Source organism: Streptosporangium sp. NPDC003464, assembly GCF_053588315.1.
The window spans coordinates 1-23,252 of sequence record NZ_JBSFPS010000112.1; the positions used below are offsets into that span (position 1 = coordinate 1).

A 23,252-nucleotide genomic window follows, 5' to 3' on the forward strand; every position below is an offset into this window, starting at 1 on the left:
GGGGGGGGGGCCGGCCGGCCGGGTCGGGGCCCCCGCCGCCGGGGGCGGTGCGGGAGGGGATCCCGCACGGCCCGCTCCATCCGGTCAGCGCGCGGTGACCTCGGCGAAGTGGCAGGCCACGGGGTGGCCGTTGCCGCGGTCGACGAGCGGGGGCTCCTCGGTGGCGCAGATGTCCTGGGCCTTCCAGCAGCGGGTGCGGAAGCGGCAGCCGCTCGGCGGGTCCAGGGGGCTCGGCACGTCTCCGGTGAGGATGACGCGCTCCCTGGCGCGCTCCTCCTTCGGGTTGGCCATGGGGGCGGCCGACAGGAGCGCCTGGGTGTAGGGGTGGGCGGGACGGTCGTAGAGGTCGTCCCGGGGGCCGGTCTCGATGACCTTGCCCAGATACATCACCGCGACCCGGTCGGAGATGTGGCGGACCACCGACAGGTCGTGCGCGATGAAGATGTAGGCCAGTCCCAGTGACTCCTGCAGGTCCTCCAGCAGGTTCACCACGCCCGCCTGGACCGACACGTCCAGCGCGGAGACCGGCTCGTCGAGCACCAGCAGCTTCGGCTCCAGGGCCAGCGCCCTGGCGATGCCGACCCGCTGGCGCTGGCCGCCGGAGAACTCGTGCGGGTAGCGGTTGCCGTGCTCGGGGCTGAGGCCGACCAGTTGCAGCAGCTCGGCCACCCGCTCCGGCCCGCCGTCCTTCCAGCGCTCGTGGACCTTCAACGGCTCGGCGATGATGTCGTTGACCGGCATCTTCGGGTTGAGCGAGGCGTAGGGGTCCTGGAAGACGATCTGCATGTCGCGCCGTACGGGCTGCAGCTGCTTGGACGACAGCGTGGTGAGCTCCTGGCCCTGGAAGCGCACCGAGCCCGAGGTGGGCTTGTGCAGCTGCAGGATCGCCCGGCCGGTCGTCGACTTGCCGCAGCCGGACTCACCCACCACGCCGAGGGTCTCGCCCTCGTCCACATGCATGGAGACCCCGCTGACGGCCTGGACATGGGCCACCACCCGGCGCAGGAAACCACCGCCCCGGACGGGGAAGTTCATCACCAGGTCGTTGACCTCCAGCAGGTGGGCGCCGCCGGCGGGCTCGCGCTCCGGGGCGGGCGTCTCCTCGGTCTTCACACTCATGCCAGAGTCTCGCTCTCGGTGCGGAAGAACACGGTCGGGTCCTCGACCGCGGCCAGCCGGTCCCAGTGGTGGCAGGCCGCGAAATGCCCGCCGCTGTCGGTCTCGGCCAGCTCCGGCTCGGCCGTCCTGCACTTGTCGTCGGCCAGCGGGCAGCGCGGCGAGAAGGGACAGCCGGTCGGCAGGTTGATCAGTGACGGGGGAGTGCCCTTGATCGGGCGGAGCCGGCTGCCGGAGTTCTCCAGGGACGGAATCGAGCCGAGCAGGCCGGCCGTGTACGGCATGCGGGGCTCTTCGAACACCGGGTCGGTGTCGCCGACCTCGACCGGGCGCCCGGCGTACATGACCAGCACCCGGTGTGCCATGCCCGCGATGACGCCCAGGTCGTGCGTGATGAGCACGATCGCGGCGTTGACCGCGTCCTTGACCTCCAGGAGCTTCTCCAGGATCTGCGCCTGGACGGTCACGTCGAGGGCCGTGGTCGGCTCGTCGGCGATGATGATGTCGGGGTTGTTGATGACCGCCATGGCGATCATCGCGCGCTGGCGCATGCCGCCGGAGAACTCGTGCGGGTAGCTGCGCAGCCGGGCCTCGGCCTGCGGGATGCCGACGAGGTCGAGCATCTCCTTGGCGCGGGCCAGCGCCGTCTTGCGCGGCATCAGCTCATGCGCGAGCACCGCCTCGGCGAGCTGGTCGCCGACCGTGTGTACCGGGTTCAGCGCGGTCATCGGGTCCTGGAAGACCATCGCGATCTTCCGGCCGCGCAGGCTCCGCTGCTTGCGGGCCGACATCTTCAGCATGTCCTCACCGCGGAAGAGGATCTGCCCCTTGACCCGGGCGCTCTTGGGCAGCAGGCCCATGACCGCCAGCGAGGAGACCGACTTGCCGGAGCCCGACTCGCCGACGATGCCCAGCACCTCGCGCTCGCGCAGGCTGTAGGAGACTCCCCGGACCGCGCGGACGAGGCCGTCCTCGGTGGGGAACTCCACCGTCAGGTCGTCGACCCGGAGGATCTCCTCCTCCGACGGAGGCCGTACGGCGTCGAGGTTGAGACCGACGTGCACCTCGCCGGCGGCGTCGAGCACGTTGGGGGCGATGTCATAGGTGTGCACGTCGCCCTTGCGGGGCTCGATCGGCACGTTAGGAGTCGTCATTAGGCACGCACCCGGGTCTGTCGGGGGTCGAAGGCGTCACGCAGGCCGTCGCCGATGAAGTTGATCGACAGCGCGATCGTGATGATGAACACGCCGGGCCACCAGAACAGCCACGGGCGGACCACCATCGCGCTGCGGTAGCGGCTGATCAGCTGGCCCAGCGAGGTGTCCGGCGCCTGGATGCCGAGGCCCAGGAAGGACAGCGCCGACTCCAGCAGCACCGCGCTGGCGATGCCCAGGGTGGCACTGACGATGATCACACCGATGGTGTTGGGCAGGATGTGGCGGAAGATGATCCGGCTCGGCCGCGTGCCGATCGCGCGGGCGGCCTCCACGAACTCCTTCTCCCGCAGGGAGAGGAACTCGCCGCGGACCAGTCGGCCCAGCGTCGGCCAGGTCACCAGGCCCAGGAAGAGTCCGAGGACGACGGCCCCGCTGTCACCCATCATCCGGCCGACCACGGCGGCGATGACGAGGACCGGAATGGTGATCATCACGTCGGTGAGGCGCATCAGCACCGCCTCGATCCGGCCCCGGAAGTAGCCGGCCAGCGCGCCGACGACGGTGCCGCTGAGGGTCGCGACGATGCCGACGATGAACGCGATGATGATCGACTGCTGGGCGCCGCGCATGGTGAGCGCGAAGTAGTCGATGCCGATGTCGTCCTGGCCGAACGGGTGCTCGCCGAGGTGGATGCCGGTGCCGCCGAGGAACTCGGGGATCAGGCTGAGGGTCGGCCTGCCCTGGTTGGTCAGCGCGCCGGTGTCGAGGTAGTTCTTGTCCCACCAGCCGGGGATGCCGGCGAAGCCGATGGAGCTGAACGCCAGGATGATGACGAGACCGAACATGATCATCCCGGCCAGCGCGGCGCGGTGCCGGAAGAAGCGGCGGCGGACCATCTGGCCCTGCGTCCGGGCGACGATCGCCATGCCCTGCGAATCGGATGCGGTGTCAGGTCCCGTGGCCTGCGCATTGAGCGTCATGGGTGGTTCTCCGATTTCAGGACAGCCGGATGCGCGGGTCGAGGTACGCGTAGAGGATGTCGGCGATCATGTTGAAGACGACGATCGCGGTCCCGGTGACGATGAAGAACGCCATGACCGGGGCGGGGTCCACCTCCCGCAGGCCGTTGATGAACAGGTTGCCCATGCCCTGCCAGCCGAAGACGTTCTCGGTGACCACCGCGCCGCCGATGACGCCGGCGAAGTCGAAGGCCATCAGGGTGGTGACCGGGATGAGCCCGTTGCGGAAGGCGTGCTTGACCACGACGGTCCGCTCCGGCAGGCCCTTGGCGCGGGCCGTGCGGACGTAGTCCTGGTTCATGACCTCCAGCATGCTCGCCCGGCTGTAGCGCGTGTAGGTGGCCAGGGAGATCAGGATGAGCGCCAGGCTCGGCAGCAGCAGGTGGCCGGCCGAGTCCAGGTTCAGCTGCCAGAAGTCGCCCTTGAAGTTGGGGGTCCGTGCGCCGATCGTCGAGATCGGGCGGCCGCGCACCACCTTGCTGTAGGAGTCGAACGCCTGGAGCATGTGGTCCACGAAGATCACGGCGCCGGTGAACAGGCCGGTCAGCACGGCGGCGGTGGTCGCCTGCCGGCGCTGGATCCCGCCGAGGCCGTAACCGAGGCCGACGCAGACCGCGACCGTCAGCAGGGCGAGACCGATGATCTCCAGCCAGGTCGGGTCGACCAGCAGCGGGTCGAGCACCTGTGAGGCCAGCGCGCCGATCAGGGCGGCGGCGAGGGCGGCGTACAGCGGTCCGCGCTGGCGCAGCCCGGCGGACAGGACGGTGAAGCCCACCGCGGCGGCGGCCGACATGGCCAGGACGAGCGGGAGGCCGAAGCCGGGGTCGGCGAACCAGCGGGTCACCGAGAGCAGGGTGAACAGCGCACCGCTGATCACGGCGCCGACGAGGAAGGCGAGGAACCGCCGCTTGCGGTCGCCCACGGTGAGCGCGCCGAATATCAGGCCGCCGACCAGTGCCAGGAGGCCGATGACGGTCGGCGGGATGCCGGGGTCCTTCAGCCAGTTGTTGAACTCGATGGCCATGTACTGCTTGAGCATCACCGCGACCCAGAAGAGCGGCAGGGAGAAGCAGACGAAGGCGGCGAAGGTGACGGTGTAGTCGAAGCCGCTGTACTGGCGCAGGGCGGAGACGATGCCGATGACGATGCCGACGACGATCGCCAGCACGGTGGCGGCGAGCACGAGCTGGAGGGTGGCCGACAGGGCGTGGCCGAGAAGGGGGGCGACGTCCTGGCCGTCGCGGTTGACGCCGAGCTCGCCCCGGACGATGCGGCCGAGCCAGCCCAGGTAGCGGAGCGGGATCGGGGTGTTGAGCTCCATCCGCTCGGTGCGGTCGGCGATCTTGTTTGCCTTGTTGGGGCTGTTGTCCTGGCGGAGGTCTTCCAACGGGTCGCCCGAGAGCGCCGTCAGCACGAAGATGATGAAGGTGGCCGCCAGGAGGACGAAGAACGAGATGACCAGTCTCCGCGCGATGAAGACGATCATTACGTCACCTCCTGCTCATTCGAAGGGACTATATGTGCGGGTCAGGGCCGGAACCAGAGGTTTGTGATCCTCCGGTCCCGGCCCTGGGTGGTTGGTGTTCCATCAACCGCACGCGACGGTCAGGGAACGGGCCCTAGAACGAGGGGGTTACGCCAGGCTCCACTTGTCCATGTTCCAGGTGATGGTCGACTGCGCGGGGTTCGGGACGACGTTCTGAACCGCCTCGTCCCACGCGCTGAGGCCCGGGTGCTGGAACAGCGGGATCGTGGCCAGGTCGGCCCAGAGGTTCTTCTCGATCTCAGCGATGATCGGGTCCTGCGCGGCCAGGTCGACGGTCGCGTTCAGCTTCGTGATGAGCTCGTCGACCTTCTTGCTGGAGTAGCAGCCGTTGTTGTTGCCCTTGTTCTCGCCGTCACACTTCTTCGGCGTGGTGAAGGTGGAGGCCCAGCCGCTGACCAGGGAGGAGCCCGACCAGGCGTACAGCGCCACGTCGTAGCCGTTGGCCGGCATCACGGTGCCGAAGAAGTCCTCGGAGCCCTTGTCGACGACCTTGAAACCGGCCTTGTTGCAGGAGTCGATGATGAGCTGCACGGCCGCGGTGCGGCGCGGGTTCGGGGTCTGGTAGCCGACCTTGACCTCGAGGCCGGTCTTGCCCGCCTTCTCCAGGAGCGCCTTGGCGCCCTCGATGTCCTGCTGGGCGTAGACGCCGGCGCCGCCGCTGGCAGAGATGACCGCGGCGCTGTTGGCCTGGAACGGGGCGACGTTGCGGATCTCCAGAGGCTTGGCCTCCGGCGCGACGGGCTTGATCAGGTTGTCGACGATGAGCTGCCGGGGCACGCACTTGGCGAAGGCCTCACGCAGCGTCTTGTCCTTGAACGGGCTGGAGTCGAAGTTGAAGTCCAGGTGCTCGTAGGTGTATTCGTCGCTGAGGTTGACCTTGACGCCCTCGATGGCCTTGAGCTGGTTGAGCACGTCGGGGCCGGGCTGCGGCTCGACGATCTGGACCTCACGGTTCTGCAGCGCCTGGGCCTGCTCGTCCAGGGCGATGAAACGCTCCACGACGGTCGGGGTGGCCGCCGGGGTGCCCCACCACTTGTCGTTGGCGACGAAGGTCAGCGACTGACCGGCGTCCATCTTGGAGAGCTTGTACGGGCCCGAGGAGGGGATCAGGTCGGCCGCGGGCAGCGTGCCCTCGGAGACCCAGCCGTCGTTGAAGAACTTGATGGACTTCTCGAGCTTCTTGGCGTCGGTGTCCTTGACCGCCGCGATGAACTCGTCCTCGGACAGGCCGCCCTGCTTGGCGACCACGTGGGCCGGCAGGATCTCGGTCGCGCCGGGGCCGTTGGCCACCCAGTCGGCGAAGGGCTTGTCGTAGATGAGGGAGAACTTCTTGCCGCCCTTGTCGCACTCGGGCAGCTTGGTGTCCTGGACGCCCTCGTTGCCGGAGGAGGAGAAGCCCTTGATCTTGCCGGACTTGAAGCCCCACCAGAGCATGACGTCGTCGCAGTCGATCGGCACGCCGTCCGACCAGACGGCCTTGTCGCTGATGGTGTATTCGACGGTCAGCGGGTCGTCGGAGGTCTTCTCGTAGGTGCCGAAGTCCTTGTCGGGCGTGATGGCGCCCTTGTCACCGTAGATCCAGAAGCCCGTCAGCACGCGCTGGAGGGGGCCCGCGTTGCGGGTGGCGTTCTCCGCGACGGTGTTGTTGTTGTAGGAGTGGAACTCCTGCTCGTAGGCATAGGTGATGGTCTGGGCCGCCGGAGCCGAGGCTGACGCCGAGCCCGGCGAGGTCGGCGCGCTCGTCCCGGCGTCGTTACCCGCGCAGGCGGTCAGCAGGAGCGCACCTCCCGCCACAGCAGCTAGAAACTTGCCAGATGTCCGCGATTGGAACACGCCAGCACTCCTTTAATTGTCCGGTCTGAGGTCAGCCGCCAGCATTGGTCGAACAAAGCTGAGCACCGTGACTCTCTCCTGGACAAGTAGGACGACTTGGGTGTTGCAGACCTGAGACCGGCACCGCCCCAAGCTGTAACAAAGTCGGGCGTGAAGCGCCAAACTTCCCAATTGGGGCGGATAGGGAAAAACGTAACGTTTGACCGAATAGTCCCAGTATGTGAGATAACAGAGAGTAGCCGGAGCGAGTTCCGCGCCAAGGATCTCCGATGTTCGAAAGGTGGGGCAAGCAGTTCGGAAACTTCCGCCGGGATCACACTTGCGATCACTCCGGGTAGTCGGGCGGTGGGGTTTTCGGCGCTCCGGAATCCGTGGCATGGCATGGCCGCGACGATGGCGCGGGCCGTGTCGCAGGAACCGTCGGAGGGTGGGCTGTACGGGAATTCCTTTTCCCCTGCGGGTTTCTGGCCCAGCAATAGGATGAAAAATCATCCTATGAATGGAATTTTTACGCCGTCCCCGTTGTGTGCGCGCCTTTCTGCGGCCGCCAGGCCGTACGCCCGTCGGCGGGCTCGGAGGGGGCGTCCGCCGCGGGACGGCCGACTCCGGCCGGACTTGACGGGACGGCCGGCACGATGGCCCGATCCTTGCGGACATTGGCACCCGGGCCACTCGTGGGGCCACGTCCGCGACCCCCATGATTGGGCCCATGTCAACGACTCTTCAGACGCGTGAGCGCGGACTGCATCGCGCCTGGATCGTGGCGGGAGTCGCGTTCGTGGCCATTCTCGGCGCGGCCGGATTCCGGGCCACGCCCGGGGTGCTGATCACCCCGCTCCAGCAGGAGTTCGGCTGGTCCCGGGGCACGATTTCGCTGGCCGTCTCGGTCAACCTCATGCTCTACGGCCTGACGGCCCCGTTCGCCGCAGCCCTCATGAACCGCTTCGGCATGCGCCGGGTGGTGGCGTGCGCGCTGCTGCTAGTCGCGGCCGGCAGCGGGTTCACCATCCTGATGAACGCCCCCTGGCAGCTCGTCCTGTGCTGGGGAGTCCTGGTCGGCCTCGGCACCGGGTCGATGGCCCTGGTCTTCGCCGCCACCCTCACCGAGCGCTGGTTCGTCCGCCACCGCGGCCTCGTCACCGGCATCCTCACCGCGGGCGGCGCCACCGGACAGCTCATCTTCCTGCCGGTCCTCGCCCACCTCGCCGCCGCCCAGGGCTGGCGCTCGGCCGCCGTCACGGTCACCGTCGCCGCCCTCGCCGTGGTCCCCCTGGTCTGGTTCCTGCTGCGCGACCGCCCCGAGGAGGTCGGCACCACCGCCCTGGGGGCCGATCCCGGCGCGGCCGCCCCCGCTCCGCCCGCCAGGACCGGCGGGGCCGCCGCGCACGCGCTCACCGTGCTGTGGACGGCCGCGCGGACCCGGCCCTTCTGGCTGCTCGCCGGCGGGTTCGCGATCTGCGGGATGAGCACCAACGGCCTGGTCGGCACCCACTTCATCCCTGCCGCCCACGACCACGGCATGGCCGAGCCGACCGCCGCGGGGCTCCTCGCCCTGGTCGGGATCTTCGACGTCGTCGGGACCGTCGCGTCCGGCTGGCTGAGCGACAAGGTCGACTCGCGGGTCCTGCTCGGGGCCTACTACGGGCTGCGCGGGCTGTCGCTGATGGTCCTCCCCAGCCTGTTCGGGGCCACCGCCGAGCCCAGCATGCTCGTCTTCATCATCTTCTACGGCCTCGACTGGGTGGCCACCGTACCGCCCACCGTGGCCCTGTGCCGGCAGATCTACGGCTCCGAGGGCGCGGTGGTGTTCGGCTGGGTCTTCGCCTCCCACCAGGTCGGCGCGGCCGTCGCCGCGGTGGGCGCGGGACTCGCCCGCGACCACTTCGGCGCCTACGACCTCGCCTGGTACGCTGCCGGATTCCTCTGCCTGATCGCGGCCCTGATGTCGGTCGCCATCGCGAAGAAGGCATCCTTGAGAGCGTGAACGAGCGGAACAGGTCAGTCGGCGGGCAGGGCAGCGGATCGGTGGCACGGCGGGCGGGGGCCTCGTGACCGGCCAGAAGGTGCTACCGCTCGTGGTCAGGATCGAGCGGGCGGCCCCTCCGGAGCGCACCGACGCCCTGGAGGCGGCCGCGCTGGCCGTGCTGACCCTGCTCGACGACCCCCGGGCCGGCGGCGAGGGCGAGTGGACCCAGGCGGTCCGCTCCTGGGAGGAGATCGGGATCAGGAAGGTCGTCCGGCGGGCGCGCGGGGCCGAGTGGCGCCGGGTGCTCGACCTGCCCGGCATCACGGTGACCTCCGGCACCGCCGAGGTGCGGGTCCACCCGCCGGTGCCCCTCGACGACTGGCCCAAGGACCTGTCCAGGCTCCAGGTCTCCGGCACCGAACTGACCGACCCGGCCCCGCCGGGACCGGCGGGGGAGGTGACGCTCTGGATCAACCCGGAGCTGGAGATGTCGGCGGGCAAGGCCATGGCCCAGGCCGGGCACGCGGCCCAGCTCGCCTGGTGGGGGAGTGACGGGCCGGCCCGGCAGGCGTGGCGGGAGCGGGGACTGGCGGCCTCCGTACGGACCGCCGACCCCGCCGGATGGGCCGCGCTGACCGCCTCGGGGCTGCCGCTGGTCCGGGACGCGGGGTTCACCGAGATCGAGCCCGGGTCCTGCACCGTCGTCGCGGACGCCCCGTGGCTGCGCCAGGGCGGCTTCCGGCCCGCGGCCTCAGGCCCGCTCAGGTCACCCTGACGATGTCGGCGAGCACACCTCCCCCAGGGGCCGGCCGGGCCTCCGACGGGCCGTCGCGGAACGTCAGATGCTCGACGGTGACGGTCTCGTCCCCCGCCGCCCGGAGCCCGGGACCGTCGACGCCGACGGCGGACAGATCGGGGTGAGTCCTCGCCTCACGCGAGGTGGCGTGGAACCGGAGTTCCACCTGACGTTCTACGGACATCCGCGAATCATCGCAGGTAGGTGTCCCCTCGCAGTTGGGAGGCACTCGTTCCCGAAGTGTGATGGGGATCGCGCACGAGAAAACCGGATTTGTCGTACGCTCCCGATCGTGCTCGATGGGTTGGGTGGGACTCCGGGGACCCGGGGGACGGGTTCCGTGCCGACGTATGTGACCGCGGAGGCGGACACGTCGGAGCTGCCGAAGGTCACCGTCGACGACCGGTCGAGGCCGCCGGCCACCCCGTCGAGGTCGCCGATCAAGAAGTCCCGCATCGGTGACCTGCCGATGCGCGTGATCTACCGGATTCTCGCCGTGGCCACCGCGGTGGTCGTGGCCGCCGTCGCGGCCGTGGTCGGTTTCACCTACTCCGGCTCCTCAGATCAGCCGGGCGAGGGAGCGTCGGGGCAGATCGCCGCGCCATCTGCCGCGACGCCCTCGCCCGGTGTCAGCTCGCCGGCCGCGCCCTCTCCCACCGCTCCCTCCCCCACCGCGTCCCCGGCCCAGGCGTCCCTGTCGCCCTCGCCGACCGCGAGCGCGGCCGGCTCGCAGGGGCCGAGCGCGGCGGTGGTGGTGGCTCTGGCCGACCCCCGCGTCCCCGAGCTCCCGCGTGACAGGCGCCTCGGCCGGCTGCCCGGCAAGGAGCACAAGACCAAGCGCCGCCTGCAGGACGCCAAGTCGGGAGTCTCGCTGGCCCGGCTCGGCAAGCCGTGGAAGGTCTTCGGCGCCTCGCCGTTCGCCACCCGGCAGGTGCTGCCGAGGGCGAAGGGCGTGCCCACCCGGGCGATGCTCGTGAGCTGCCCCGTGCCGATCAAGGTGCAGGAGAGCCCGAAGCACACCGCCCTGCTGGCCGCCCGCTGGACGCTCAACCACCACCCCAAGGGCTCCAGGATCGGATGGACCGCCTCCCAGCCGATCAAGGACGGCTGGCTGCTCGGCTACCGGGTGACGTACAAGGTCAAGGGCAAGACCCGGCTGTCCATGGCCGCCGTCGCCGTGACCGAGGTGCCCGGCGCCAAGCCCGCCATGGTCTTCGTGACGATCCCCGACGCCCAGCGGAAGAACTGGCGCGACATCAACACCGCGATCTCCTCGATCAGATTGAAGTAGGCACTGGCTGGGCAGGAATCGCCTTGTTCATCCGGCCTGATGGAAATCGGGGGATTTCATGGCCGATCTCTCCGCCGTCCGGCACGACTCCGCCGCCTTCCGCGACCTCGCCACGGCCGGACAGGTCACGGGCCGCTCCTCCGGATCCCCGGCCGGGCCGCCGACCCACCGCGCGGGCGCCGCGGGCCGGGCCCGCGGCTGAGGACGCCGGGCCCAGGGCGATCTCCGCGGGGGTCGGGCCGGGGCCCTGGAGGGAGGAGTCGTGGAACGACCGGCGTCTCCGGAGCGCAGGGGACCCGACGCCGAAGGGCGCGACAGGGAAGACCAGCCCAAGCCGTGGCGGTCCGAAGGGCTGCCCGGCGAGCCACCGGCCCCGCAGCGCCCGAAGATCAACTGGAAACGCTTCCTGCTCACACTCCTGGTGGTCTACGCGGGTTTCTTCCTCATCTCGTCGATCTTCGACAGCGGCGGGGTCGAGACGGTCTCCTACACCCAGTTCCTCCGGCAGGTGCAGGCCGGCAACGTCAAGGACATCTACGCCAAGGGCTTCTCCGTCCAGGGCGATCTGAAGAAGGCCGCCCAGGATCCCGACAGCGACAACCGCGGCTACACCAAGTTCTCCAGCGAGATCCCGGTCTTCGCCGACGAGGGCCAGCTCTACCGGCAGCTCGTCGCGGGGGGTGTGGAGATCAAGGCCGAGCCGGTCACCGGTGACCGCGGCTTCGTGGTCAACCTGCTGCTGTCACTGCTGCCCGTGCTGCTGCTGGCCGGCCTGTGGATCTGGTTCATGCGCCGCTCGGCGGCAGGCATGGTGGGCGGCGGAGGGCTGGGCGGCCTGGGCAGGTCCAAGGCGGCCACGCCGGTGGAGGCGGGCAAGGTCCGGGTCGACTTCGACGACGTCGCGGGCATCGACGAGGTGGAGAACGAACTCGCCGAGATCGTCGACTACCTCAAGGAGCCCGACAGATACCTCAGGCTGGGCGCCAAGCTCCCTAAGGGCGTGCTGCTCGCCGGCCCGCCCGGCACCGGCAAGACCCTGCTCGCCCGGGCCGTCGCGGGCGAGGCCGACGTGCCCTTCTTCTCGGCGGGCGCCTCGGAGTTCATCGAGATGATCGTGGGCGTCGGCGCGTCACGGGTGCGCGAGCTGTTCGAGGAGGCCCGCAAGGTCGCCCCGTCGATCATCTTCATCGACGAGATCGACGCGATCGGCCGGGTGCGCGGCGGCAGCACGATCGGCGGCCACGACGAGCGCGAGCAGACCCTCAACCAGATTCTCACCGAGATGGACGGCTTCACCGGCTCCGAGGGCGTCATCGTGATCGCGGCCACCAACCGGCCGGAGATCCTCGACCCGGCGCTGCTGCGGCCCGGCCGCTTCGACCGGACCGTCACGGTCTCCGCGCCGGACGCCGGTGGGCGGCTGGAGATCCTCAAGGTGCACACCCGCGGCGTGCCGCTCGCCGACGACGTGAACCTGGAGCGGCTCGCCAGGGCCACCCCCGGCATGACCGGCGCCGACCTGGCCAACCTCGTCAACGAGGCCGCGCTGCTCGCCGCCAAGCGGGACAACGCCGAGGTGCGGGCCCGCGACCTCGCCGACGCCCTGGAGAAGATCCTGCTCGGTACGGCCCGCGCGCTCGTGATCCCGCAGGAGGAGCGCAGGCGCACCGCCTACCACGAGGCGGGCCACGCGCTGCTCGGCATGCTCCAGCCCGGGGCGGACCCGGTCAGGAGGATCTCGATCATCCCGCGCGGCAGGGCGCTCGGCGTCACGCTCTCCACGCCCGACACCGATCGTTACGCCTACGACGAGAAGTATCTGCGCGGCCGGATCATCGGGGCCCTCGGCGGCATGGCCGCCGAGCAGGTCGTCTACAACCTCGTCACCACCGGCGCGGAGAACGACCTGGAGCAGGTCACCATGATCGCCCGGGGCATGGTCGGCCGCTGGGGCATGTCCTCCAGGATCGGCCCGCTGACCATCCTGCCGAGTTCCGCCGACGGCCAGCTCACGGCCGCTCCGGCCACCCTGGCCGCCGTGGACGAGGAGACCCGGCGCATCGTGGACGAGTGCTACGGGGTGGCCCTGCGCGTCCTGAGGGAGAACCGCGACCGCCTGGACGCCATCGTCATCGCCCTGCTGGAGCAGGAGACCCTGGGCGAGGCCGAGGCATATGCCGCCGCGGGACTGCCGCGCGGCGGACAGACGGAGTGGGGCGGGGAGGCGGCAGGAGGGACACGACGGGAAGGCGAGAAGGAGCGGTGAAGGGGAGCGAGGACTGCGGGGGAAGCGAGGGGAGGACGGGGGCTGTGGGTGAAGGCGGAGAAGGAGAAGCGGGGTGATACGGGGAAGCGGGAGATGCGGGGGAGGGCGAGGGGAGGGCGAGGAGAGCACGAGGAGAGGTGGTCGACCCGCGCTAGGCTCGATTGACGTGACCCAGATCGTTCTCGCCTCCGCTTCGCCCGCCCGCCTCGCCCTGCTCCGCAGCGCCGGACTCGACCCCAAGGTGATCGTCAGTGGGGTCGACGAAGAGGCCGTCACCGCAGACACCCCGAGCGAGCTCTGCCTCACCCTGGCCCGCGCGAAGGCCGCTGTCGTGGCCCGCGACCTGACCGAGGGCCTGGTCATCGGCTGTGACTCGGTGCTGGAGCTCGACGGCCGGGCCTACGGCAAGCCGTCCTCGGCCGAGGAGGCCGTCTCCCGATGGCAGGGCATGCGCGGCCGTGAGGGCCGGCTGCTCACCGGCCACTGCGTGATCGACGCCGCCGACGGGCGGGAGGTGGCCGAGGCGGCCGCCACGGTCGTGCGTTTCGGCACCCCCACCGACGCCGAGATCGCCGCCTACGTCGCCACCGGCGAGCCCCTCGCCGTCGCGGGCGCCTTCACCCTGGACGGCGCCGGCGGCTGGTTCGTCGACGGCATCGACGGCGACCACGGCAACGTCCTGGGCATCTCGCTGCCCCTCCTGCGCCGCCTTCTGACCACCCTCGGTGTCTCCGTGCCCGCCCTCTGGCAGCACGCCTGACCGCACCGCCTGTCCCGCGCGACGTCGCGCCTGTCCGGCGCCGTGTCGCGTCTGACCGCACCGCCCGTCATCGCCCGTCATCCATCTGTCACGCGCGACGTCGCACCTGTCGCGCGTCGCGCCGCGTCGCGCTCGCGGCGGCTAAGGGGGGCGGGGGCGGGCCCGCCCGCCGTCCGGGTCCCGCTCCCCTCGGGAGGGGGCCGCCACGGCGGCCGGTGCCCCGATCCGCCGCCCGGGGCCGTCGCCTTCTCGGGCAGGGGCCGCCATGGCGGGGGCGGGCCGGGCGGTGGTCCCCGGTGCCGTCGCGCGGTGATCCACCGATCCCGCTAATCTTCCGGGCATGGGTCATCTCCGCTCCTTTATGGACGGCATCGGGTTGTTTCTGCAGGGGCTGCGCTGGGTCGCGCGGAACCCCAGGTGGTGGCTGTTCGGGTTGATCCCCGCTCTGATCGTGTCCGTGCTCTACATGGTCGGCCTCTACTTCCTCGGCACCAACGCGGGAGACATCGCGGAGTGGGCGACGCCGTTCGCGAGCGGGTGGGGCGAGGCGGCACGGAACGCCCTCCGGGCCCTGCTCGGGCTGGTGATCTTCGGAGCCGGGCTGGTCCTGTCCGTGGTGACCTTCACCGCGGTGACCCTGATCGTGGGAGACCCTTTCTACGAGAAGCTCTCGGAGAAGGTCGAGGAGACCTACGGCGAGGTGCCGAGCGGGTATGAACTCCCGCTCTGGAAGTCGATCCCCAGGTCCATCAAGGACAGCTTGATCACTCTCGGATACGTCCTGCTGTTCACCATCCCGCTGTTCTTCCTGGGCTTCGTGCCGGTGGTCGGGCAGACGGTGGTGCCGGTGCTGGGCGCCCTGGTCTCGGGTTTCTTCCTCACGGTCGAGCTCACCACGCTGGCCATGGAGCGCCGCGGCATGGCACGCAAGAGCCGTTTCGCCCTTCTCCGGAGGAACAAGGCCGTGGCTCTCGGCTTCGGTGTGCTCATCTTCCTGCTCTTCCTCATTCCCCTGGGCGCCGTGGTCGCGATGCCCGCCGCCGTCGCGGGCGGCGCGATCATGGTCCGCACGCGCCTGGCACCCGTCGCCTGAGCTCTCCCTCCGTTCACCCCGCCGGGCTGTGGACAGCCCGCGACTCTCCACAGAGCGCGGTTCGGCGTGCAGGCGTGGGGCGCGATCCGGCGAAGCTCTGGGACATGACAACCGACATCCCGGCCCCGCCTGCCGACCGGCCCCGCCTGCTCCTGGGCTCCACGGAGGAGGTCCTCGGCGCTGTCCCCTATCTCGTGGGGTTCCACCCCGCGGACAGCCTGATCGTGATCGGACTGAAGGGGCGGCCGTCCCGGAGCCGGCTCCATCTCACCGTCCGGTGGGACCTCCCTCTGGCCGCTCCGAACCTCGACCGGATCATCCCGCTGCTCCGCGCGGAGAGGATCGGCCAGGTCATCGTCATCGGCTACGGCCCGGGCCCGCTGGTGACCCCCGCCGTCGACATGGCCGTCCTGCTGTTACGCAGGAGCGATGTCACAGTCGTCGACGCCCTCCGGGTGGAGGACGGCCGTTACTGGTCCTACCTCTGCTCCCGGGCGGACTGCTGCCCGGTGGACGGCACGCCGTACGGACAGGAGGCAGGTGTGATCGCGGCCGAGGCCACCGTGCACGGACTGGTCGCCCTGCCCGACCGGGAGACCCTGGAACGCTCGCTCGACCCCGTCGGTGGAGCCGAGAGGCTGGCCATGCGCCGGATCACGGCCCGCGTCACGCGGGAGCTGCGGGACAGGCTCGCCGGATGCGGAGACGTCGAGGGGTTCGCGGCGGAGTTCGTCGCCGACGGGATGGCCCGGGTCCGCGCGGCGATCGGCACCTACGCCTCCGGCGGGCGGCTCGACGACGAGCAGGCGGCCAGGCTCGGACTGGACCTGGCGGTGATCCGGATCCGCGACGAGGCGTGGGCGCTCGTCACCGACGGCACCCACGACGTCCACCGCAGGCTCTGGCATGACCTCACCCGGCGGCTGGAGCCGAGATTCGTGCCCCCGGCGGCATCCCTGCTCGGCGTGGTCGCCTGGCGCGACGGCGACTCCGCGCTGGCCGGTGTCGCGCTCAGCCGGGCCCGGGCCGTCGACCCGGGTTACTCGATGGCGGATCTGCTCATGCACGCACTACACCATCTGCTCCCGCCGCACGCGCTGACCGACAGGATGCCCACCCCCGAGCAGTTGGCGGAGGAGATGGGCAGCCCCCGGGCGGTCTGGCTGCTCCCCATGCTCGCCTTGCTGGAGGAGCCGGAGCCTCCGTCGAGGTGATCGATCAGCCCTCGGCGCGTCTGCGGCGCTCGTTGTAGGCCCGCATCCGGGGCGGATAACCCGTCAGCTGCACGTCATAGACGGGGAGGGCCAGGTCGCGGGCGACCTTGCGGATCACCGCGGGCGAGCCGACCCGGCGCCGGGTCCACTCGCCGTCGTCGGCGATGGCCATCGCGGTGGTGTCCGTCGCGAAGGTCTCCGGCTCGACGTAGAACTCCACGCCACGACGCGACTTGGCGAAGGCGATGAGCGCCTCGACGTCGGCGTCGGTCGCCTCACGGTCGAACTTGGCGATCTTCGGCCCGCGCAAACGCCTCAACCCATAGCGATCCCGCCATCTCATGACTCCTTGTATACCTCTCCCGGACGTTTCATGGTGGGAGGCCAGGGTGGACTCTAAGGGACATCCAAGGGTTCATCCGGATGGACCGGACGGAAATCAGTGACAAATATGAAAGGCAAAGCGGCGACGAAAGGGATGTCGGTTCCATGGCAGGCAGAGCGACACCAGTGGCGAGCCCATGGCACGGAGGCGTGCCGGCACCCGGCGTGAGGCCCGGCCACGCCGACCTCAGGGTGAGCAACCAGGACCGGGAGCAGGTGGTCGAGCACGTCAAGGCCGCCTACGCGGAGGGGCGGTTCGACAAGTTCGAGTTCGACGACCGGCTGGAGCGGGCGATGACGGCCCGGGTCCATGGCGACCTCATGCCGATCATGCACGAGCTGTACGGCTCGCGCCCGGTCGCCCCCATGCCCTACCCGCCCGGCCGGACGGTGCCGGGCCACCATCACAACGTGCGGGCCGACACGGGGGGAGATCGCCTGGGCGCGGCGGCGGCGCACCTGCTCCCGCTGGCCGGCCTGTTCGCGATCGGCCCGCTGATCATGCTGCTCGCCGCAGGCAAGACCTCGCCCTACATCCGCAAGCACGCGGTGGAGGCGCTCAACTTTCAGCTCACCCTGCTCGGGGCCACCGTCCTGCTGGCGATCACCGTCGTGGGCCTCGTCCTGATGCCCGTGCTCTGGATCGGAGGCGTGGTCCTGTCCGTGGTCGGAGGCATGGCGGCGCTGGGCGAGGGCGACTTCCGCTACCCGCTCACGCTGCGCCTGGTGAAGTAGGACCGCCCGGAGCCGCCCAGGGCGAGCCGTAGGCGCCCCCCGATCTGCAGGTGGGCGATCACCGGGCCACAGCCGGTGGGCGGTCACTGGATCAAGCCCGGTCGGCGGTTACCGGGCCACAGCCGGTGGGCGGTCGCTGGACCAGCTGTTGGGCGGTCGCTGGATCAGCTGTTGGGCGGTCGCTGGATCAAGCCCGGTCGGCGGCCACCGGATCAGGGGCGGGTCGCGGTGGATCGCGCGCTGTGGTCAGGGCAACGCGTCAGGACGCTGTCAGGGCGCTGCCGGTGACCCCAGCAGCCAGCCGATCACTGCGAGGGTGAGCATCGACAGCGCGGTGCTGGTGATCACCGCCCCGCGCGCCACCGAATCGGCCTGACCGTATTCGCGGGCGAAGATGTAGGCGTTCTGCGCGGTGGGGAGGGCGGCGCAGACCACCAGCGCGAGCAGCTCGGCCGGGCGGAGCTGCGCCAGCAGTCCGAACAGATATGCCAGCAGCGGCTGGACCAGCAGTTTCAGGGCCGACAGCGCCAGCACCTCGGCCCGCTCGCCCGCCAGACCCGGGCCGCGCACGGTCAGGGAGAGACCGAGGGCGACCAGGGCGGCGGGCACGGCGGCGTCACCGAGCAGGGCGAGTGGCCCGGTGATCATCGTGGGCGGCTGCCAGCCGGAGGCCGAGCAGAGCGCGCCGGCGGCCAGGCCGAGGATCACCGGGTTGCGCAGCGGCAGCCCTGCCAGCCGGGCCGGCCGGAGCCGCCGGTCGGCGCCCCGGTCCAGGAGAGCGAGCACCAGGGGCGTGATCACCATGACCTGGAACAGCAGCACCCCGGTCAGGAAGGTGGCGTCGCCGAGCACCTGCAGGGTGACAGGGATGCCGAGGTTCGCGGAGTTCACGTAACCGGCGGACATCGCACCGATCGTGGCCTCGCCGGGCTTCCGGCCGAAGAACCGGCGGCTCAGAACGGCGCCCAAGGCCATGGTCACGGCGGTGCCGGCGGCGAAGGCGCCCAGCGCGGACCAGCTGAACGACAGCCGGGTCCGCATGAGAACGGAGAACAGCGCGGCCGGCATCGCGAGGTGGAAGACGAAGGCGCCGAGCACCCGGTCGGCCTCCGCGCCGAGCAGCCGGAACCGTCCGGCCAGGTAGCCGAGCAGTGTCAGTGTCCAGATCGGGGTGAAGGCCGCGATCAACGAGTGATCACCCCAATCTCCTTGCACCGGCAGGAGTCGAGCGTATCCTGCTCGATCTTGACGGCCGGCGGCCGGGCCGTTCCGCATCCGGCCCGGCGGGCCGGGGCCGAGGGAGCCCAGGGGACTCAGGGCTCCGTGCTCGACCTGGGTCATGCCGGTGTCGATGCTGACGCGTCCGCCCCGGCGGGCCGTGGTCAGGTGCCGAGGACCTCATACTTGACCCGCATGACCCCGGCGCCGATGCTGCCGATGGCGGAGAAGGCGGCCTTGGACAGGTCGAGGCAGCGTCCGCCCACGTAGGGGCCGCGGTCGTTGATCCGGACCGTCACCGACTCGCCGTTGGCGGGATTGGTCACCCGGACCCTGCTGCCCATGGGGAGAGTCTTGTGCGCGGCGGTCATCGCGCCGGGATTGAAGCGCTCGCCGCTGGCCGTCATCTGCCCCTCCGCGTAGTAGGAGGCACCACAGGCCCCGGTGGAGACCACGTGAGTCTTCGGCCTGGAGGTGACCTTCTTCGGGGTGCGGGTCCTGTCGGTCTTCGGCGCGCTCTCCTTCCTGGCGGTGACGGCGTCGTCGCGTACGGCCTCCGCCTTGGGAGCGGCCGTGCTCTCCTTCCTGGGGGCGGCCTTGGGGGCGCCGGTCCTGGTCGGGACGGCCGCAGTGCTCGGTCCGGCCGGAGCCCGGTGAGGGGCGGACGGACCCGCGGAAGGACTGGCGGACGGCCTGACGGACGGTGAGGTGATCTGGTCGGCGGCGGCCGTCGCGCTCCCGCTCACCGGACTCTGGGAAGGCGTGGAGCCGTCCGGGGCGGTGCCGGGGGACTGGGCACCTGGCTGCCGTGCGCTGGTCAGAGCGGCGGAGGCGGCAGTCTGAGAGGCGTCGCCGCCGGAGGAGACGGCCCAGGCGGTGGTCGAGGCCACGGCCACCACGGTGACGCCGGCGGCCAGCGCCACCAGGCGCCGCTTGCTCATCAGCGCTTTCTTGGAGGACGGCGTGTCGGGGGACGGGGTGTAGGAGTGCAGGCCCAAGGAAACCACGGTCCAAAATCGGGGGCAGGGCAGGGGAGGGCCGTACGGGGCAGAGGAGGTGGGGGATACGCGTCGGCCGATCCCAGGGCGGGGCACAGGGGTGTTTCCCGCGTAATGCGGTTGACCATATGCGACAAACAGGTAGTAAAGGCAAGTTAATGTCGCAAGGGTGACTTATGTCACCTGGTCAAAAGTGCGTGACGGATCGGTGGGTGATCCGCCTCCGTAGTGCAATGCCGGTAGATGCGGTCAGAGCATCAAGATTCCCCGCCACGGCTACCGGTGGGCGTGGCTCGGGGCGCGGGGGCTGTCCGCGCGTGGCGGCCGGTGGATGCGCTCGGAGCTGGGGTGTCCGCGCCTGGCTGCCGGTGGGTGCGGGCAGGGCATCGGAGGGTGCCGGTACGCCTGGGGAGGCGGGCGGTGTGTCAGGGGTGCCCACACGTGTGCCGGTGGGCGTGATTCAGGGCGCGGGGGCTGTCCGCGCGTGGTTGCCGGTGGGTGCCTCGGAGCATCAAGATTCCCCGCACACGGTTGCCGGTGGATGGGGGCGGGGCCCGGGGGCGTCGAGGGTGGTTGCGTCCGCGGGTCGGCGGATGCGGTCAGAGCATCAGGGAGCGCACCATGTCGACGGTGTCGGCCTGGTCGGCGGTCTTGTCGGGGCGGTAGCGGATCACCCGGGCGAAGCGGAGCGCCATGCCGCCGGGGTAGCGGCTGGACTGCTGGACCCCGTCGAAGGCGATCTCGACGACGAGAACCGGGGGGAGGGCGACCACCCAGCCGTCTGTGGGGCCCTCGGCGAGCTCGAGGAAGCGCTGGGTCTGCCAGGCGAGCAGCTCGTCGGTCAGGCCCTTGAAGGTCTTGCCGAGCATGACGAACCCGCCGGTCCGTGGGTCGCGGGCGCCCAGGTGCAGGTTGGAGAGCCTGCCCTCGCGGCGGCCGCTGCCCCATTCGGCGGCCAGGACGACCAGATCGAGCGTGTGGCGGGGTTTCACCTTGATCCAGCCGGCGCCACGCCGGCCGGCGGCGTAGGGCGTCTGCAGCGACTTGACCACCACGCCCTCATGGCCGGCCCTGATGACGTCTGCGAAGAACGCCTCACCGCTCGCGACGTCGTCGGTGACCAGGCGGGGGGTGACCAGCTCCGGCGGCACGGCCGCGGCCAGCGCCGCGTGGCGCGCCTCGCCCGGCAGCTCCAGCAGGTCGGCGCCGTCCACCCGCAGGGCGTCGAAGAAGAACACGCGCAGCGGGGTCTTCGCGCGGACCTGGGCCACGTCGACGCGGCTGGACACGCGGCCGGAGGTGATCTGGAAGGGCTCGGGGCGGCCGTCGGGGCGCAGCGCGATGACCTCGCCGTCCAGGACGAGGTCCTGGGAGGGCAGGGCGCGGACCGCCTCGACCAGCTCGGGCACCCGGGCGGTGATGTCGTCGAGGGTCCGGGTGAAGACGCTCACCGTGTCGCCGGAGCGGTGGGCCTGGACCCGGACGCCGTCGAGCTTCCACTCGATCGCGGCCGGGCCGCCGAGCTTGCCCAGGGCGGCGGCGACGGAGGTGGCGCTCTGCGCGAGCATCGGCGCCACCGGGCGGCCGACCTCCAGGTGGAAGGCCCGCAACGCCTCGACCCCGCCGCTGAGCGCGGCCGCTCCCACGGCCGGCAGCCAGCCGCGGAGGGTCAGCGCCCGCCGTACCTCGGCCGTCGGCACGGTGGACGCCTTCGCGATGGCCTCGATCATCACTCCGTCCAGCGCGCCCTGCCTCAGCTCGCTGCGGAGCAGCCGCATCATGAAGGTCTGCTCCTGGCGGGTGAGCGCGCCGAACAGCTCGGTGACCAGGGATCTGCGCGCGGCCTGGGAGCCGGGGCCCGCCTGGGCCTTGATGCGGTCGAGGAGGTCGTCGACCTGACGCAGGGTGGCGGTCGCGGCCAGGCGCGGATCGGGCGGATCCTGCAGGCCGGCCCAGCCCACGCCGATGTGGCGCTGGGGCAGCTCGCCGGAGAGGTAGGCGATGGCGATCTCGGCCTCGTCCGGTCCGACCCGGCCGAGCAGCTCCGCGAGATGGCCGATCTTCGTCAGCCTGGCGGAGTCGGCCGCCACGGCCGTGGAGGTGCGCGCAAGGTCGATCAACAACACAAGGCCCAGCCTAAAAGCTGGGGGTGACATTCCGGGAGAGTGGAGCTCCGCTTTCCGGAGCGGTCCAGCCACGGGGAACGGGCCACCCCTGGCAGCGGGGTGGCCCGTCACGGGGACGTCAGCTGACGCCGAGCAGGTCCACGACGAAGATGAGCGTCTCGCCCGGCTTGATGCGGGCGCCCGCGCCGCGGTTGCCGTAGCCGAGGTGGGGCGGGATGGTGAGGCGGCGGCGGCCGCCGACCTTCATGCCCGCGACACCCTGGTCCCAGCCCGCGATGACCTGGCCGCCGCCCAGCTGGAACTCGAAGGTGTCACCGCGGTTCCACGAAGCGTCGAACTCCTCGCCGGTGGAGAAGGCGACGCCGACGTAGTGCACGCTGACCTGGTGCCCCGGCTTGGCCTCCGGGCCGTCCCCCTCGACGATGTCGACGATCTGCAGCTCGGTGGGCGCGTCGCCCTCCGGGAAGTCGATCTCCGGCTTCTCCAGTGCCACGTGGCTCTCCTTGATCGGATACGTGCCGGCCTATTTCCGACCGGCCGGACGACTCTACGGGGTCCGGCGGCCGTATGAGAGGCGGAGGGACGCGACGGCCCCGGCGTCGTACTCTCGAGGGGACCCGTGGAGATCTCCCAAGGGGACCCGTGGAGGTGGGATGCGCAAGCCGTACACCCCGGAGGAGATCCTCCTCACCGGGAAGGTCGCGGTCGTCACCGGTGCGGCGCGGGGGCTCGGGCGGGCGATCGCGGAGAGCCTGCGGGAGTTCGGCGCGGAGCTGGCGCTGTGCGACCGGGATCCGATCGACGGGTTCGACACGCTCACGATGACCATGGACGTGCGGGACCCGGTCGCGCTGGAGGTGTTCGGCCAGGCGGTGCGGGAGCGGTTCGGGCGGGTGGACGTGCTGGTCAACAATGCCGGCGGGACCTTCCACGCGGCCTTCGCCGAGACCTCCCCGCGGGGCGAGAGCACGCTGATCGCGGAGAACTTCACCCAGGTGACCGCTGTGATCAGGCAGTTTCTGCCGCTGATGGCGCCGGGGGCGTCGATCGTCAACGTCACCTCCAGCGAGGCGCATCAGGCCGCGCCCGGGTTCGCGGTCTACGCCGCGATGAAGGCGGCCGTGGAGAGCCTGACCCGCTCGCTCGCGCTGGAGCTGGCTCCTCGGAGGATCCGGGTCAACGCCGTCGCGCCCGACGCGCTCCCCACCGGGGGAGAGGAGGCCGTGCGGGAGCGCATGGCGGCGGACCCGCTGCCCTTCGAGCCGGTACGGCTGCCGCCGCTCGGCCATCTGGGCGACCCCGCGGAGGCCGGGGCCGCCGTGGTGTTCCTGGCGAGCGAGATGGCTGGGTTCGTCACCGGGACCACCCTGCACGTGGACGGCGGCATCCACGCCGCGGGGGGCTGGCGGCGCACCGGGCCCTGATCGGAAACGTCGGGGAGCGCTCTCTGCAAGAGCAGAGTGGCCGCAGTCTCCAGGGCGGTCAAGGCCCGCCCCCAAGGTCGTGAAATATGGCCGCAGCGCGACGTCAATATGGCCGACCTTTGCTGGGAGCGCTCCATAGATCTTGTAATGAGGCTTTTACACCCCATTTGACCTGGGAAAACGTCGCGATATTCGGGAGAGCGCTCTCCAGTTATGGCCGGACAGGTAACAGTGATCGTTATCCGGGATGCCGTTGACAGGTAACTCCACTGCCATCAATCTGCTCAGGGAGCGCTCTCTTCATGATCAC

21 protein-coding genes are annotated in these 23,252 nt (G+C 70.6%); 10 read left to right on the plus strand and 11 right to left on the minus strand.

Annotation, left to right across the window (positions count from 1 at the left end):
* Nucleotides 1-84: 84 nt before the first annotated feature.
* The 5 genes from ACWDS7_RS24195 to ACWDS7_RS24215 form a co-directional block, all read right to left on the minus strand.
* A complete protein-coding gene (locus ACWDS7_RS24195; RefSeq protein WP_306866591.1) occupies nucleotides 85-1,119 on the minus strand; it encodes an ABC transporter ATP-binding protein in 1,035 nt (344 codons plus the stop codon).
* Nucleotides 1,116-2,270 carry an ABC transporter ATP-binding protein gene (locus tag ACWDS7_RS24200; protein WP_306866593.1) on the minus strand — a complete coding sequence of 385 codons (1,155 nt, stop codon included), beginning with the start codon at nucleotides 2,268-2,270 and terminating at the stop codon, nucleotides 1,116-1,118. The genes ACWDS7_RS24195 and ACWDS7_RS24200 overlap by 4 nt, the downstream gene beginning before the upstream one ends.
* Nucleotides 2,270-3,253 carry an ABC transporter permease gene (locus ACWDS7_RS24205; protein ID WP_451931115.1) on the minus strand — a complete coding sequence of 328 codons (984 nt, stop codon included), beginning with the start codon at nucleotides 3,251-3,253 and terminating at the stop codon, nucleotides 2,270-2,272. The genes ACWDS7_RS24200 and ACWDS7_RS24205 overlap by 1 nt, the downstream gene beginning before the upstream one ends.
* A gap of 16 nt (nucleotides 3,254-3,269) precedes the next feature.
* A complete protein-coding gene (locus ACWDS7_RS24210) occupies nucleotides 3,270-4,778 on the minus strand; it encodes an ABC transporter permease (protein WP_451931116.1) in 1,509 nt (502 codons plus the stop codon).
* 147 nt (nucleotides 4,779-4,925) lie between these two features.
* Nucleotides 4,926-6,632, minus strand: coding sequence for an ABC transporter family substrate-binding protein (locus tag ACWDS7_RS24215; protein ID WP_451931117.1), 1,707 nt, complete (start codon nucleotides 6,630-6,632; stop codon nucleotides 4,926-4,928).
* A 748-nt stretch (nucleotides 6,633-7,380) separates the two neighbouring features.
* On the opposite strand from ACWDS7_RS24215, the gene ACWDS7_RS24220 reads away from it, so the two are divergent.
* Entirely contained in the window at nucleotides 7,381-8,655 is a 1,275-nt protein-coding gene (locus ACWDS7_RS24220) for an MFS transporter (RefSeq protein WP_451931118.1), read from the plus strand.
* 64 nt (nucleotides 8,656-8,719) lie between these two features.
* Nucleotides 8,720-9,412: an aminoacyl-tRNA hydrolase gene (locus tag ACWDS7_RS24225; protein ID WP_451931119.1), complete on the plus strand. Its 693-nt coding sequence runs from the start codon at nucleotides 8,720-8,722 to the stop codon at nucleotides 9,410-9,412.
* Here the strand turns inward: ACWDS7_RS24225 and ACWDS7_RS24230 are convergent.
* Nucleotides 9,399-9,617, minus strand: a complete 219-nt coding sequence (locus tag ACWDS7_RS24230) for a hypothetical protein (protein WP_451931120.1) — start codon at nucleotides 9,615-9,617, stop codon at nucleotides 9,399-9,401. The two genes, ACWDS7_RS24225 and ACWDS7_RS24230, sit on opposite strands and share 14 nt — an antisense overlap.
* A gap of 156 nt (nucleotides 9,618-9,773) precedes the next feature.
* On the opposite strand from ACWDS7_RS24230, the gene ACWDS7_RS24235 reads away from it, so the two are divergent.
* The 6 genes from ACWDS7_RS24235 to ACWDS7_RS24260 all read left to right on the plus strand — a co-directional run bounded on the left by ACWDS7_RS24235 (nucleotide 9,774) and on the right by ACWDS7_RS24260 (nucleotide 16,057).
* Entirely contained in the window at nucleotides 9,774-10,724 is a 951-nt protein-coding gene (locus tag ACWDS7_RS24235) for a hypothetical protein (RefSeq protein ID WP_451931121.1), read from the plus strand.
* A 58-nt stretch (nucleotides 10,725-10,782) separates the two neighbouring features.
* Complete coding sequence (locus tag ACWDS7_RS24240; RefSeq protein WP_451931122.1) at nucleotides 10,783-10,926, plus strand: hypothetical protein; 144 nt, start codon at nucleotides 10,783-10,785, stop codon at nucleotides 10,924-10,926.
* 60 nt (nucleotides 10,927-10,986) lie between these two features.
* On the plus strand, nucleotides 10,987-12,990 hold the full coding sequence (gene ftsH, locus ACWDS7_RS24245; protein ID WP_451931123.1) for an ATP-dependent zinc metalloprotease FtsH: 2,004 nt from the start codon (nucleotides 10,987-10,989) through the stop codon (nucleotides 12,988-12,990).
* A 166-nt stretch (nucleotides 12,991-13,156) separates the two neighbouring features.
* Nucleotides 13,157-13,750 carry a Maf family protein gene (locus ACWDS7_RS24250; protein ID WP_306866618.1) on the plus strand — a complete coding sequence of 198 codons (594 nt, stop codon included), beginning with the start codon at nucleotides 13,157-13,159 and terminating at the stop codon, nucleotides 13,748-13,750.
* A 340-nt stretch (nucleotides 13,751-14,090) separates the two neighbouring features.
* Nucleotides 14,091-14,843 carry an EI24 domain-containing protein gene (locus ACWDS7_RS24255; RefSeq protein WP_306866621.1) on the plus strand — a complete coding sequence of 251 codons (753 nt, stop codon included), beginning with the start codon at nucleotides 14,091-14,093 and terminating at the stop codon, nucleotides 14,841-14,843.
* A 104-nt stretch (nucleotides 14,844-14,947) separates the two neighbouring features.
* A complete protein-coding gene (locus ACWDS7_RS24260) occupies nucleotides 14,948-16,057 on the plus strand; it encodes a DUF4192 domain-containing protein (protein ID WP_451931124.1) in 1,110 nt (369 codons plus the stop codon).
* 4 nt (nucleotides 16,058-16,061) lie between these two features.
* Here ACWDS7_RS24260 and ACWDS7_RS24265 read toward each other — a convergent pair whose 3' ends face one another.
* Nucleotides 16,062-16,400, minus strand: a complete 339-nt coding sequence (locus ACWDS7_RS24265) for a hypothetical protein (RefSeq protein WP_012893614.1) — start codon at nucleotides 16,398-16,400, stop codon at nucleotides 16,062-16,064.
* 191 nt (nucleotides 16,401-16,591) lie between these two features.
* On the opposite strand from ACWDS7_RS24265, the gene ACWDS7_RS24270 reads away from it, so the two are divergent.
* Complete coding sequence (locus tag ACWDS7_RS24270; protein WP_451931125.1) at nucleotides 16,592-17,176, plus strand: DUF4870 domain-containing protein; 585 nt, start codon at nucleotides 16,592-16,594, stop codon at nucleotides 17,174-17,176.
* Between the two features lie 270 nt (nucleotides 17,177-17,446).
* Here the strand turns inward: ACWDS7_RS24270 and ACWDS7_RS24275 are convergent, their stop codons facing one another.
* The 4 genes from ACWDS7_RS24275 to ACWDS7_RS24290 all read right to left on the minus strand — a co-directional run bounded on the left by ACWDS7_RS24275 (nucleotide 17,447) and on the right by ACWDS7_RS24290 (nucleotide 22,011).
* Nucleotides 17,447-18,364, minus strand: a complete 918-nt coding sequence (locus ACWDS7_RS24275; protein ID WP_306866631.1) for an AEC family transporter — start codon at nucleotides 18,362-18,364, stop codon at nucleotides 17,447-17,449.
* 194 nt (nucleotides 18,365-18,558) lie between these two features.
* A complete protein-coding gene (locus ACWDS7_RS24280) occupies nucleotides 18,559-19,401 on the minus strand; it encodes a septal ring lytic transglycosylase RlpA family protein (protein WP_451931126.1) in 843 nt (280 codons plus the stop codon).
* A 590-nt stretch (nucleotides 19,402-19,991) separates the two neighbouring features.
* Entirely contained in the window at nucleotides 19,992-21,518 is a 1,527-nt protein-coding gene (locus tag ACWDS7_RS24285; RefSeq protein ID WP_451931127.1) for an ATP-dependent DNA ligase, read from the minus strand.
* Between the two features lie 118 nt (nucleotides 21,519-21,636).
* Nucleotides 21,637-22,011 (minus strand): FKBP-type peptidyl-prolyl cis-trans isomerase, encoded by a 375-nt coding sequence (locus ACWDS7_RS24290; RefSeq protein WP_306866640.1) that lies wholly within the window; start codon nucleotides 22,009-22,011, stop codon nucleotides 21,637-21,639.
* Nucleotides 22,012-22,171: 160 nt separating this feature from the next.
* Between ACWDS7_RS24290 and ACWDS7_RS24295 the strand changes: the two genes are divergently transcribed.
* Nucleotides 22,172-22,942: an SDR family NAD(P)-dependent oxidoreductase gene (locus ACWDS7_RS24295; RefSeq protein WP_306866643.1), complete on the plus strand. Its 771-nt coding sequence runs from the start codon at nucleotides 22,172-22,174 to the stop codon at nucleotides 22,940-22,942.
* Nucleotides 22,943-23,252 lie beyond the last annotated feature (310 nt).